11 protein-coding genes are annotated in these 13,127 nt (G+C 65.0%); 6 read left to right on the top strand and 5 right to left on the bottom strand.

Annotated elements, in window-relative coordinates; translation table 11 throughout:
- Positions 1 to 9 precede the first annotated feature (9 nt).
- The 3 genes from glcE (at position 10) to CCD76_RS00045 (ending at position 3,027) form a co-directional block, all read left to right on the top strand.
- Positions 10 to 1,185 carry a glycolate oxidase subunit GlcE gene (glcE, locus tag CCD76_RS00055; protein WP_087717552.1) on the top strand — a complete coding sequence of 392 codons (1,176 nt, stop codon included), beginning with the start codon at positions 10 to 12 and terminating at the stop codon, positions 1,183 to 1,185.
- 77 nt (positions 1,186 to 1,262) lie between these two features.
- A complete protein-coding gene (gene glcF, locus CCD76_RS00050; RefSeq protein ID WP_087717551.1) occupies positions 1,263 to 2,573 on the top strand; it encodes a glycolate oxidase subunit GlcF in 1,311 nt (436 codons plus the stop codon).
- Between the two features lie 52 nt (positions 2,574 to 2,625).
- Entirely contained in the window at positions 2,626 to 3,027 is a 402-nt protein-coding gene (locus tag CCD76_RS00045; protein WP_087717550.1) for a GlcG/HbpS family heme-binding protein, read from the top strand.
- An 81-nt stretch (positions 3,028 to 3,108) separates the two neighbouring features.
- Here CCD76_RS00045 and CCD76_RS00040 read toward each other — a convergent pair whose 3' ends face one another.
- Complete coding sequence (locus CCD76_RS00040; RefSeq protein WP_256960974.1) at positions 3,109 to 3,711, bottom strand: inorganic diphosphatase; 603 nt, start codon at positions 3,709 to 3,711, stop codon at positions 3,109 to 3,111.
- 123 nt (positions 3,712 to 3,834) lie between these two features.
- The gene (rluF, locus tag CCD76_RS00035) at positions 3,835 to 4,908 is read right to left on the bottom strand and encodes a 23S rRNA pseudouridine(2604) synthase RluF (protein ID WP_087717548.1); all 1,074 of its coding nucleotides are present in this window, start codon (positions 4,906 to 4,908) and stop codon (positions 3,835 to 3,837) included.
- Between the two features lie 388 nt (positions 4,909 to 5,296).
- On the opposite strand from rluF, the gene CCD76_RS00030 reads away from it, so the two are divergent.
- Positions 5,297 to 6,289: a Bug family tripartite tricarboxylate transporter substrate binding protein gene (locus CCD76_RS00030; protein WP_087717547.1), complete on the top strand. Its 993-nt coding sequence runs from the start codon at positions 5,297 to 5,299 to the stop codon at positions 6,287 to 6,289.
- A gap of 129 nt (positions 6,290 to 6,418) precedes the next feature.
- Here CCD76_RS00030 and CCD76_RS00025 read toward each other — a convergent pair whose 3' ends face one another.
- Positions 6,419 to 7,084, bottom strand: coding sequence for an IclR family transcriptional regulator (locus CCD76_RS00025; RefSeq protein ID WP_087717546.1), 666 nt, complete (start codon positions 7,082 to 7,084; stop codon positions 6,419 to 6,421).
- 165 nt (positions 7,085 to 7,249) lie between these two features.
- Here CCD76_RS00025 and CCD76_RS00020 point away from each other — a divergent pair, with 165 nt between their 5' ends.
- Both CCD76_RS00020 and CCD76_RS00015 read left to right on the top strand, forming a co-directional pair.
- Complete coding sequence (locus CCD76_RS00020; RefSeq protein ID WP_179208801.1) at positions 7,250 to 8,410, top strand: CaiB/BaiF CoA transferase family protein; 1,161 nt, start codon at positions 7,250 to 7,252, stop codon at positions 8,408 to 8,410.
- Between the two features lie 15 nt (positions 8,411 to 8,425).
- The gene (locus CCD76_RS00015; RefSeq protein WP_087717545.1) at positions 8,426 to 9,259 is read left to right on the top strand and encodes a citryl-CoA lyase; all 834 of its coding nucleotides are present in this window, start codon (positions 8,426 to 8,428) and stop codon (positions 9,257 to 9,259) included.
- A gap of 40 nt (positions 9,260 to 9,299) precedes the next feature.
- On the opposite strand, the gene CCD76_RS00010 is transcribed toward CCD76_RS00015, so the two are convergent.
- Complete coding sequence (locus tag CCD76_RS00010) at positions 9,300 to 11,063, bottom strand: NADPH-dependent assimilatory sulfite reductase hemoprotein subunit (RefSeq protein WP_087717544.1); 1,764 nt, start codon at positions 11,061 to 11,063, stop codon at positions 9,300 to 9,302.
- Positions 11,064 to 11,245: 182 nt separating this feature from the next.
- Entirely contained in the window at positions 11,246 to 13,048 is a 1,803-nt protein-coding gene (locus tag CCD76_RS00005) for an assimilatory sulfite reductase (NADPH) flavoprotein subunit (RefSeq protein ID WP_087717543.1), read from the bottom strand.
- Positions 13,049 to 13,127 lie beyond the last annotated feature (79 nt).

Raw genomic sequence — 13,127 nt, 5'->3', positions numbered from 1 at the left:
GAGACATTTATGACCCACCTGCAGGACCAGCAGCCGGCCTATACCGCGCCGGGCGAAGCCGGGCCCGATGCCCCCGTCGCACCGGCCACCGGCAGCGACGACAGCGAAGCGCTCTGCGAACAGGTCACACGGGCCCACGCCGAGCGGGCCACGCTGCGTATCGTCGGCGGCGACACCAAGGCGTTCTACGGCCGCCGTGTCGATACTACCCAATCGCTTTCCACCACCGGCCATCACGGTATCGTCCACTACGATCCGGTGGAGCTGGTCGCCACCGCGCGCGCCGGCACCCGGCTGCGCGATCTCGAACGGGCGCTCGCCGACAACGGCCAGCGCCTCGCCTTCGAACCGCCCTACTTCGGCGACGATGCCACCGTCGGCGGCATGGTTGCCGCCGGGCTTTCCGGCCCCCGGCGCCCGTGGGTGGGCGCGGTACGCGATTTCGTGCTTGGCGTGCGCGTCATCACTTCCGAGGGCAAGCTGCTGCGCTTCGGCGGCGAGGTGATGAAGAACGTCGCCGGCTACGACCTTTCCCGCTTGATGGTCGGCGCCCAGGGCACGCTCGGCGTGCTGACCGAGGTCTCGTTCAAGGTCCTCCCACTGCCTCAGGCAAGCGCCTGCCTGCGACTCGAACTGCCACTGCCCGACGCGCTCGACCGGCTGGCAGCGTGGGGGCGCGAGCCGCTGCCGATCACTGGCGCCGCCCACGATGGCGAGGCGCTGCACATACGCCTCGAAGGCGGCGAAGGCTCGGTGTCGGCCACGCGCCAACGCCTCGGCGGCGAATTGGACGAGCCCCTGTTCTGGTCGCAGCTGCGAGAGCTGCGCCTGCCCTTCTTCGACGGCGCTTTCGCCAACGCGGCCGACAGGACGCTATGGCGTCTGTCGTTGCCGGCGCTCGCCCGCACGCCGGCACTCGACGGCGACTGGCTCATCGACTGGGGCGGTGCCCAACGCTGGCTGCAAAGCCCGACGGGAAGCGGCGCGGAGGGGCACCACGACATCGCCATCCGCGAGGCAGCCATCGCGGCCGGCGGCCATGCCACGCGCATCACGCCGGTCGACGACGAGAATTCGCCTTTCACCCCGTTGCCGCCGGTGCTGGCCAAGTATCACCGCCAGCTCAAGCAGCGGCTCGACCCGCAGGGGATCTTCAATCCCGGCCGGCTCTACGCCGACTGGTAGGCCGTTTTACGCCAACTGGCGAGTCCGTTCCACGCCAGGATCGGGCCGTTCATGCGCCAACGTGGCAAGGAGTCATCATGCAGACCCATTTTTCCGAAGCCGCCCGCACCAAGCCGCATATTCTCGAGGCCGACCGCATTCTGCGCACCTGCGTGCATTGCGGCTTCTGCAACGCCACCTGCCCGACCTATCAGCTACTGGGCGACGAGCGCGATGGCCCTCGCGGGCGCATCTACCTGATGAAGGAATTGCTGGAGAGCGACGATGGCGACGAGCAGATCACCCAGGAGACCCAGCTGCACCTCGACCGCTGCCTGAGCTGCCGCAGTTGCGAAACGACCTGCCCTTCCGGCGTCGAATATCACAAGCTGCTGGATATCGGCCGCGCCGAAGTCGACCGCCGGGTCGGGCGCCGCCCCAGCGAGCGCGCCATGCGCCTGGGGTTGCGCACGGCCCTGGTCGAGCCCGGACGCTTCAAGGCGCTGCTGGCCCTGGGCCAGACGTTCCGCCCGCTGGCCCCGCACGACCTGCGCGACAAGATCCCCGCGCGCGTGCCGCATCGCCAGCGCCGCCCGGACCCCGCCCGACACACGCGCCAGATGCTGATTCTGGAAGGCTGCGTGCAGCCCGGCCTGGCGCCCAACACCAACGATGCCGCCGCGCGGGTGCTAGACCGGCTGGGGATTGGTATCAGGTCGGCCCGGGAAGCAGGCTGCTGCGGCGCCATCGATTTTCATCTCAATGCCCAGCAAGCCGGCCGCGAGCGCATGCGCGCCAACATCGATGCCTGGTGGCCGCTGATCGAAAACGGAGGCGAGAGCGGGGAAGCCGGCGTGGAAGCGATCGTCCAGACCGCCAGCGGCTGTGGCGCCTTCGTCAAGGAGTATGGCGAGATGCTGGCCGACGATCCCGAGTACGCCGTCAAGGCCAAGCGCGTCAGCGAGCTCGCCAGGGATCTGGTCGAGATCCTGCGGGAGGAGGATCTGGAAGCGCTGGGCGCGAACCATCCATCGGCGCGGCTGGCGTTTCACTGCCCCTGCACGCTGCAGCATGCGCAGAAGCTGGGGGGCGCCGTCGAAAGCGTGCTCACGCGGCTGGGATTTTCGCTCGCCCCGGTTCAGGATGCGCACCTCTGCTGCGGCTCCGCCGGCACCTACTCCATCACCCAACCGACGCTGGCCAAGCGCCTGCGCGACAACAAGATGGATTCGCTGGAAGCCCAGTCGCCGGATACCATCGTCACTGCCAATATCGGCTGTCAGAGCCACCTCAACGGTGCCGGCCGCACGCCGGTACGCCACTGGATCGAACTGGTGGACGAGCTTCTGGCAACCGCGGAAACCGACCAGAGCGCCATCCCGCCACGGCAGGCCAGCGCAGCGGTTTGAAACACCCTTAGCCACAAAACACAGCCATCATCTTCCCGACAGGAACCCGACCATGCAGACCAAAGCCGCACTCGAACTCAACGACGTCAACGCCATTCTGGATGCCGCGCAGACCGAAGCCGAAGCTCAGGGCTGGGCGGTCACCATTGCCGTCGCCGACGATGGCGGTCATCTGCTCGGCCTGCGCCGGATGGACGGCGCCGCACCGTTCAGCGCCGGCGTCGCCACCGAGAAGGCGCGCAACGCAGCGATCGGCCGCAAGGAGACCCAGGTCTTCGAGGAGATGATCAACAATGGCCGCATCGCCTTCGTGACCGCGCCGATGACCGCACTGCTCTCCGGCGGCGTGCCAGTCATCCACGACGGTCACGTGATCGGCAGCGTCGGCGTCTCCGGCGTCAAGCCGGATCAGGACGTGCAGGTAGCCAAGGCCGGCGTGAAGGCGATCGGCTGATACCTAGTCTTGGCACCGCCCGCTTCGACGCCGTGGGACGATACGCCGAGGCGGGCAATGAACGAAGAGACGATGAGGGCGTCAGCGCTCCTGACGATATTTGTCGAGCGCCCGTGACAGTACCGCTTCCGCTTCGTCGATCGGTGCAAAGCCATCGAGTTCGATCGTCTTGCCACCATCCGGCAGCTGCTTGTAGACGCGGAAAAAGCTCTGCAGGCGCTCACGTTCCATGGCCGGCAGGTCGTCGACGGTTTCGATCTCGTCCCAGGTCGGGTCAACGTCGTGTGTCGGTACCGCGATGATCTTGTCATCCTGCTCGCCACCATCAACCATGCGCAGCATACCGATCGGACGCACTTCCATGATCGTGCCGGGGAAGATGGGTGTGCGGGTGTACGCGAGCACATCCAGCGGATCTCCATCGCCGCCCAGAGAACTCGGAATCGACCCGTAATTGGTGGGATAGGCCATCGGCATGGAAAGGAAGCGGTCCGCGAATACACGACCCTGGTCGTCCAGCTCATACTTGATCGCGCTACCGGCCGGGATCTCGTTGACCATCAGGAACGTCTCGGGCGCGCCCTCGGGCTGTGGAACGTCTCCCAGCCCACTCGCCGCCTGAGCCGCTGAACTCGTGCCCAGCATCAGAATCCCGCCCGCCACTATCGATTGCCACTGTTTCACTACGCTTGCCCTCGAATGAGTGATGAATCAGCAACGCAGAATGGCGAGGATCGATGTCATTATCGTGACAAGGGCGGGCTCGCATTCGGGCGCCCCAAGGCAGGCGCTCAACCCTGATCAACGCTAGCGCTTCCTGGGCGGGCCGCCCTTTCCCCGGCTCGCGGGCTTGCCGCCACGGCCCTTGCCCGCAGGCTTGGCGCCCGCCTTTCCCCTGGCGTCGGGCTTGCCGCCGTTGGCCGCCCGCGCCTTGGATCGAGGCTTCCCGCCGGTACTGTTTTTCGGGCCGGTCTTCGGGCCGGAAGACGCCTTCCCGCCGGCTGCCTTCCTGCCGTTCGAAGCCGGCTTGGGCGTCGACTTGCCCGCCTTGGTCTTGGCTCCGGACCGGGTCGACGGCTGGCTTTTGCCGGCGGATGGCGCCCGTGCCTTGCCGGCGTTCGAACGCGAGCGGGGCTTGGCGGCCGGCTTCTCCGGCGCGCCGTCGGACTGCGCCGTCATAGCGACGATGGTATCGATCTCTTTCGGCGTCAGATCCCGCCAGTCGCCCAGCGCCAGGCCCTTGAGCGAAACGTTCATGATCCGGGTACGAATCAGTTGGGTGACTTCGTAGCCGAAGTATTCGCACATGCGCCGTATCTGGCGATTGAGCCCCTGCACCAGTGTGATGGTGAACACGAACGTCGATTCTCTTCGCACCTGGCAGCGCTTGGTCATCTGGCCAAGGATCGGCACGCCGTTCTGCATACCCTCGACGAATTCGTCGGTGATCGGCTTGTCGACCGTCACCCGGTACTCTTTCTCGTGCTGGTTGTTGGCGCGCAGAATCTTGTTGACCAGATCGCCGTTGTTGGTCAGGAAGATCAGCCCCTGCGAATCCTTGTCGAGCCGGCCGATAGGGAAGATACGCGCGCCGTGTTTCACGAACTCGACGATGTTGTCCTTCTCGCTGGATTCGGTCGTGCTGACGATCCCCACCGGCTTGTTGAGCGCGATCAGGATCAGGTCTTCCTCTTCCTGAGGCTCGATCTCCTGGCCGTTGACCTTGACCCGATCCCCCGCCACCACCTGATCGCCCGTGGTGGCCCGGCGGCCGTTGATCCACACGTTGCCCTGCTCCACGAAGCGATCGGCTTCGCGGCGAGAACACATCCCGCTTTCGCTGATGTACTTGTTGATGCGGGTAGATTTGCGTAACGACATAAAAGACCGTCTAGCCAAAGAAGGATGGGCCGGCATCTCGCCAGCACTGTCGAGCGGCACCGGCCCGAGATACCGGAAACGACGCGTTCGGGTAGTTTGACGCCTCCTCCCCGGGGTGGAAACCGGTCATTCCCGAAAAGTGCCGGGCAGGCGGGGATAGTCAGGGCGATAGCCAACCGAATCTTGCTCCCTGTCTTGCGATTCCTGTCTTGCCCTCATGTCTTGCCAACCCTGCCGCACCACCTGGAAGTTCTACCAGGGAGAACTTCGTAATCTCTGTCAATATCCTTTAGTCGCAATTCAGCGTCTGGCGATTGACCCCGACGCGCGGACGGTTTTAATTTCCACCATCGAAACAGGTTCTACAAAAGAGAATAACGGAGACGCCATGACATTGCTGTCCTTGAAACCATCCGCCCTCTGTGTCGCGCTCACGTTGGCAACACTGTCCCTGTCGGTACAAGCGGCCGGCCCGAGGGGAAAGATCGACTGCATTGCCCCCGCCAACCCCGGCGGCGGCTGGGATTTCACCTGCCGCAGCGTGGGCAAGGTATTGAGCGACATCGGTGCCATCGACGGCAGCGTCCAGACCACCAACATGCCGGGCGCCAGCGGTGGCGTCGCGTTCTCCCACGTCGTCACCAAGCGGGCCGGTCAGAATGACGTCATCGTCTCGGCGTCGACGTCGACCACCACTCGCCTGGCCCAGCACCAGTTTCCCGGCCTGAACGCCGACATGGTCAACTGGGCGGGTACGGTCGGTGCGGATTACGGCGTGATCGCGGTGAGCAAGGACTCGCCCTATCAGAGCCTCGAGGAACTCCTCGACGCGATGGAGGAAAGCCCCAATAGCGTGAGCTTCGCCGGTGGCAGTGCCAGCGGTGGCTGGGACCATCTCAAGGTGCTGATGATGGCGCGGGCCGACGGCATCAAGCCACTGAACAAGATAAAGTATCTGCCGTTCGACGGCGGTGGCGAGGCGATGACCCAGGTCGTCGGCGGCCATATCGACGCCTTCTCCGGCGACGCCTCCGAGACGCTGGGCTTCGTCGAATCCGGTGACCTGCGAGTCCTCGCCGTTCTCGCCGAGGGACGCCTACCCGGCGCGCTCAGCGACTTCCCCACCGCCAAGGAGCAGGGCGTGGATGTCGAAGGGATCAACTGGCGTGGTTTCTACCTGCCGCCGAAGCTTTCCGATGAGGACGTGGTCTGGTGGGAAGACGCCCTGCACCAGGTTTACGAAAGCCAGGAGTGGAAGGACGTCATGCAGCAGAACGGGCTGATCCCGTTCGATCGCAGCGGAGCAGAATTCAAGGCATACGTGGAGCAGCAGATCGACGATATCGAGGACATTTCCAAGGAAGTGGGTCTGATCCAGTAGGCTTGTTGGCCGCCAAGAAAGCCAACCGCGCCGGACGACTCGCCCAAGAGCCGCCCGGCGCGTTCGTTCCGTTTTGACGTTCGCTCCGTTTTGACGTTCGTTCTGTTTTGGCGACTGGGCTCGATGATCTCAGGCGGTGCGCAGCGAGCGTGGCCACTGCCGCTCGAGACGCGGCGCGTACTGCGCCAGCAGAGGCACATGGCGATCCCTGACCGCCTGGTTGAATCTCTCGCTGGGCCCGGACAGCGCCAGCGCCCCCATCAACTCGCCCTCGCCGTTGTAGATGCCGATGGCCGCCGCCGACAGACCAGCCTGTCGCTCTCCGCTCGATACCGCCACCTGGCCTCGAGGCGTCTCGTAATTGAGCACCCGGCCAGCCGCGCCGCGACCCAGAGGAAGCCTGACGCCCTCCTCCAGGTGATGGCGCACTTCCAGCCGCCCATTCTCGCGCAGGCGGCAGATCCGGTGGTCACCGTCGCGCACGTAGAAGGAGGCGGTCTCCTCGCTGGCATCGCGCAGGGACTCTAGGATCGGCCGCACCAGGTTCTCGAGCTGCGGCCCTTCGCCCGCCAGCGGCGCTAAGCGCGATACCGCCGGGCCGACGCGATAAATGCCTCGCTCGTCACGGGTGACATACCCGAAGTGTTCCAGCGAGGCCATCAGCCGCAGGATGGTGCTCTTGTAATACCCGGTCGCATTGGCCAGTTCGGTCAACGAAAACTCGCGCCGCTCCTGGGAGAACGCCTCGAGTAGGGTCAGCGCTCGCTCGACGGCTTCGACACGCCGCTGGGCCATATGACGCTCCTTTGTTTCTGGTGATCGTAGTTTGGATGACTGGCTAGTCTGGATGACTGATGCAGCTTGAACTAATGGCGAATGTTGCGACAGGCAAAACGGTATTGCAACTCACCCCGGCGAACAATATTCTCTCTAAAAGAATCGGTTTCACCAGGAGGAATAATGTCATCGCCATTGACCGGTTACCGGGTACTCGATCTGACCAACGTGCTGGCCGGGCCATTCTGCTGCCACCAGCTCGCCCATCTCGGCGCCGAGGTAATCAAGGTCGAGCGTCCCCAGGGTGGCGATCTGGCTCGCCAGCTCGGCGCGGATCCCGCTCTCAACCAGGACCTGATGGGGGTATCCTTTCTCGCCCAGAATGCCGGCAAGCGCTCGGTGGCGCTGGATCTCAAGCAGCCGGACGATCGCGACGCCTTTCTCGAACTGGTGGCGACCGCCGATGTCGTGGTGGAGAACTTCCGCCCCGGCGTCATGCAGCGTCTCGGGCTCGGCTTCGAGACGTTGCGCCAGGCCAATCCCGAGCTGGTCTACTGCGCGATTTCCGGCTTCGGCCAGGACGGCCCGCTGGCGAACTATCCGGCCTACGACCAGATCATCCAGGGCATGGCGGGTGTGATGAGCATTACCGGCGCACCGGAAAACGCGCCCTATCGGGTCGGCTATCCACTGGCCGACACCGTCGGCGGGCTGACCGCGGCGATGGCGATCAACGCGGCTCTGGCCGAACGGCCGCGCAAGGCGCATTTCGTCGACATCTCGATGCTCGAATCCGTGCTCGCCACCATGGGCTGGGCGGTATCCAACCTGCTCGTCGCCGGCAAGCCGCCGCAGCCGCTGGGCAACGACAACGTCACCGCCAGCCCGTCCGGCACCTTCACGACCGCCGATGGCCTGATCAACATCGCCGCCAACAAGCAGGAGCAGTTCGAGGCGATCTGCCATCTGCTCGAGCATCCGGAATGGCTGACCGATGCCCGCTTCGCCCAGCGCCAGGCGCGCCTGGACAATCGCAAGGCGCTGAGCGACTGCATCGAAGCGGTGCTGAAACAGGAAACGACCGAATACTGGTGGCCAAGGCTGGTCGACGCCGGCATTCCCGCCGGCCCTGTCTATAGCGTCGCCGAAGCGCTGGCACACCCGCAGGTTCGTGATCGTGGTCTGATCGAGCGTTTCGACAACTCCCCTATCGGCCGGCCGCTGGAAGTGGTCAGCGGCGGCTATCGCTTCGATGGACAGGCACCCCGCGTCGCCTCCCCCCCGCCGCGCCTGGGTCAGGACAACGCCACCTTGCTACCGGCGCACGCCGCCAACGACGAATAAAACCGGAGATATCCCATGACCGATACTCACACGCCCGAATACCAGGCCCAGCAGTGGTGGAAGACCGACATCATCGACATGCGCCCCGGCGAGATCCGTTATCGCGGCTATCCCATCGAGGAGCTGGTCGGCAACGTCGGCTTCGCCGACATGGTGTGGCTGATGACCTGCGGCGAGCTGCCCACCCGGCCGCAATCCAACCTACTGGAAGCGGCGCTGATGAGTGCCGTCGACCACGGCCCCCAGGCACCGAGCATCGCCATCGCGCGGATGGCGGTAACCTGCGGCAGCAGTCTCAACAACGCCATGGCCTCCGCCGTCAACGTGCTCGATGACGTTCACGGCGGCGCTGGCGAACAGGCCGTCGAACTGTATCGGTCGATTCAGGAGCACCAGGCCGGCGGAGCGGATCTGGCGACCGCCGTTCAGGAAGGCATCGCCGAATGGCAACGAAGCCGGACGAAGATCATCCCCGGCTTCGGCCATCGCTTCCATCCCGTCGATCCTCGCGGACCGCGACTGCTGCAACTGGTGGAAGAAGCCGCCGGACGCGGCGAGGTCGAAGGCGGCTTCGTCGCCATCGCCCGCGAGGTCGAGCGTCAGCTGATCGCCATGAAGGGCAAGCCGATCCCGCTCAACATCGACGGCGCAACCGCCGTGATCTACGCCGAACTGGGCTTCCCCGCCCCGCTGGCACGCGGCCTGTTCTGTCTCTCGCGCTCGGTCGGCATTCTCGCCCACGCCTGGGAGCAGCAGTGCCAGGGCGGCCGCAACAAGGGCCCGATGCCCAAGGGCTGGCTATGGCCCTACGGCGGCCCGGCCAAGCGTCCGGTACCGGAGCGGGCGTAGCCACACGTAGCCATATTACCCACTCCCCGCTCGGGAGCGCTCAGACCTCGTGAAACTCGCGTCCGGCCTTGGTCTCTGCAATGACTCCCGTGCGAATCACGAAGTCGCCGAAGGGCTCGCCCTCCTCGCGCTCGGCGGCGTAGCGCTGGATCAGCGGCGTCAGTGCCTCGAGGATGGTCGCTTCATTGATGTTCTCGCGATAGAGCTTGTTCAGCCGTTGGCCACTGAAGCCGCCGCCGAGGTAGAGGTTGTAATGCCCCGGCGCCTTGCCAACGAAGCCGATCTCGGCGAGATACGGCCGCGCGCAGCCGTTGGGGCAACCGGTCATGCGGACGATGATCGCATCGTCGGCCAGCCCCGCTTCGCGCATCACGGCTTCGAGCTTGTCGATCAGCGAGGGCAGGTAACGCTCGCTTTCCGCCATCGCCAGCCCGCAGGTCGGGAATGCCACGCAGGCCATGGCGTTGCGCCGTAGTGGTGAGGTTTCCGCGACCAGCCGATGGCGATCCAGCAGCGCGTCGATGGCTTCGCGGCGGGACTCGTCGACCTGGGTGATGATCACGTTCTGATTGGTGGTGAGCACCAGATCGCCGTCATGCTGCTCGGCGATCTCCCGCAGACCGGTGCGTAGCTGCGGCCCATCCGGGAAGTCGGCGATGCGTCCGTTCTGGACGAACAGGCCATAGTGCCAGCGGCCGTCGTCGCCCTGCACCCAGCCCAGCCGATCGCCGTTATCGTCGAAGTGATAATCGCGCGCCGGTGCCAGTGCCTCGCCCAGGTGCTGTTCCACCTCGGCCTTGAACGCCTCGAGTCCCATCTCTTCGACGGTATATTTCAAGCGTGCCTGCTTGCGGTCGCGGCGATTGCCGTTGTCGCGCTGCACCAGCATGATCGCCTCGGCCACGGCGGGCACCGCTTCCGGCGTGCAGTAGCCGATGGGATCGGAAAGACGCGGGAAGGTCGTCGGCTCGCCATGGGTCATGCCCATGCCGCCGCCGATACAGACGGTAAAGCCGTGAAGCTCTCCGTCGACCACGTCGGCGATGAAACCAACGTCGTGGGCGAACAGATCGACGTCGTTCTCCGGCGGGATCGCCAGCGCCACCTTGAACTTGCGCGGCAGGTAATGGCGGGTGTAGAGCGGCTCCTTGGGATCGAGCGTCGGCGATTCACTCTCTGCCGCCGCATCCGTGCGCTCCTCGGCGCCGCCGGCCACGCGCTCCTCACCCAGAAAGATCTCGTGATAGGCCCGGGTGCGAGGCAGCAGGCGAGTGCTGATCTCGTGACTCAGCTCGTAGACCCGGCGATGCACCGCCGAGCGATACGGGTTGGCGGTGCAGATCACGTTGCGATTGACGTCGCCACAGGCGGCGATGGTGTCCACCATGGCCTGATGGATCGTCTGCAAGTGTGGGCGCAGGTTCTCCTTGAGCACGCCGTGATACTGGAACGTCTGGCGGGTCGTGATCCGCAGCGTGCCGTTGGCGTAGCGTGAAGCGACGTCATCGAGAGTCCGCCACTGCTCGGGCGTGACCAACCCGCCGGGCAGGCGCAACCGCACCATGAAGCTGTAGAGCGGTTCGAGCTTCTGATGCCGGCGCTCGTCGCGCAGGTCGCGGTCGTCCTGCTGGTAGAAGCCGTGAAACTTGGTCAGCTGGGTATCGTCCTCGGCAACGGCGCCAGTGGCGCGATCCGCCAGCCCTTCCTCGAGCGTGCCCCGCAGGTAATCGCTTTCCACCTTGAGCCGCTCGTTGGGATGCAGCTCATCCCAGTGTACGTCACGCAGTTTGGCGATGATGTCCATGTCGGCCTCCTCTACTGGAGCTAGATGTCGTATCTATTTGGTCGTCGTACCGCAATCGCCAGAAAACTGATCGAACGAAGGCCAGACTAGGCAAAAATCGGCACTCATGCGGAGTTAACGTGGTTGTCAATGAGCATCGAGGGCCGATTTTTAACGACGTATGGGCGAGTGCAGACAGTTTTCTAATAGATGTCGCGCTGATAACGCTTCTCCTGCTGCATCTGACGCAAATAATCATCGGCGCCGGCTTCGCCATGCCCGCCCTGCTCGCGGATGACATCGCGCAGTGCCTGATGCACGTCCGGCGCCATGAATTCGGCATCGCCGCAGACGTAGACATACGCGCCCGCTTCCAGCCAGGCGTAGAGCGTTTCCGCCTGCTCGCGCAGCCGGTCCTGAACGTAGACTTTCTCGGGCTGATCGCGGGAAAAGGCGACGTCGAGCCGCGTGAGCAGCCCATGCTGGCGCCATTTGAGCCACTCCGCCTGATACAGGAAATCGCTGCGGAAATGACGGTCGCCGAAGAACAGCCAGTTATCGCCGCTGGCGCCACGCTCCTCCCGCTCCTGCAGGAAGGCGCGAAACGGGGCGACGCCGGTGCCGGGGCCGATCATGATCAGCGGCGCGTCGTCATCGTCGGGCAGCTTGAACTGCTTGTTGCGGTCGATGTAGATCGGCACACGGTCGCCGGGCTCGATTTGGTCCGCCAGGTAATTCGTGGTCACGCCGTTGCGGGATCGCCCGTGGGTGGCGTAGCGCACCACGGCAACGGTGAGATGCACTTCGTCCGGAGCCGCGGCCTGGCTCGAGGCGATGGAGTAGAGGCGTGGCGGCAACTTGCGCAGCGCTGCCGAGAACTGGGCGGCATCGATGCCATCCACCGGGAACTGTTCGATCACGTCGATGATATGGCGCCCCTGCAGCCAGTCGCGCAACTCGTCGCGGGCCTCTTCACTCAGCAACCGGCGCAGTTCCGGCGCCTGCGACCATTCGGCCCACTGCTGCAGGAACGGCCGCGTGAGCGTGGTCACCTCGAAGTCCGTCAGCAGCGCGTCGCGCAGCACACGCCCTTCCTCCAGCGGCGATTCGGCATCGAGCTTGAGCATCTCGATCAGCTCGTCGACGTGGGCGGGATCGTTCTGCGGCACCACACCGACGGCATCGCCCGGCAGGTATTCGAGCCCGGAGTCTTCCAGCGACAGCTCGAGATGCAGCGTCTGCTTGTCCGAGCCGCGGCCGTTGAGCGGCTGGCTGGTCAGCACCTCGGCCATGAACGGATGCTTCTTGGAATAGCGCGGCTGGGCACTCTGCGACATGCCGGCGTCAGCGGCCTGGGCCGGGGGCGGCGTGGCGAGATCGCCGGCCAGCGACTCGAGCACCTGGTCGATCCAGGCCTCGGCCTTCTCTTCGTAGTCCACGTCGCAATCGGTCCGCTCGAGGATCGCCTCGCCCCCGAGTTCGGCAAGCCGGGCGTCAAACTCCTTCGCCGTGTGACAGAAGTGTTCATAACTGGCATCACCCAGCCCCAGCACGGCGAAACGCAGCCCCGCCAGTTTCGGCGCCTTGCGGCCCATCATCAGCTCGTGGAATTCGAGCGCCGGATCGGGCGGGTCGCCGTCGCCCTGGGTACTGACGACGACCAGCAGCCGCTCGACCGCCTTCAAGGTCTTCTTGCCGGCGTCCGCCATGCTCGCCAGCGTGACGTCGAATCCCTGGGCGCGGGCACGCTCGGCGGCCAGTTCGGCCACTCCTTCGGCATTGCCGGTCTGGCTGCCGTAGAGCACGGTCAGCGCTGCGGAAGGCGTTGGCGCCGTCTGCGCATTGCCGGCCTGGGGCGCCCCTGCGGACTGGGCGTTGAGGCCGGCCAGATATCCGCTCAACCACTGGCGCTGGGCGGCATCCAGATCCGCCAGCGCCTGCTGCACGCGTCTGGCCTGATCGGCATTCAGGGGGCTGTTGGTGTCGGTCAGCAAGTTCGGAGCCATCCACGACCTCTCGGCACTCGGTATCGATATATCGATGGTCAAAAAAGAAAGTAACTATTCAGGTGGCTGCGGATGGCAT

The organism is Salinicola salarius (assembly GCF_002179555.1).
GTDB classification, from domain to species: Bacteria; Pseudomonadota; Gammaproteobacteria; order Pseudomonadales; family Halomonadaceae; genus Salinicola; species Salinicola salarius_A.
This window is presented reverse-complemented; position numbering and strand designations above follow the sequence as displayed.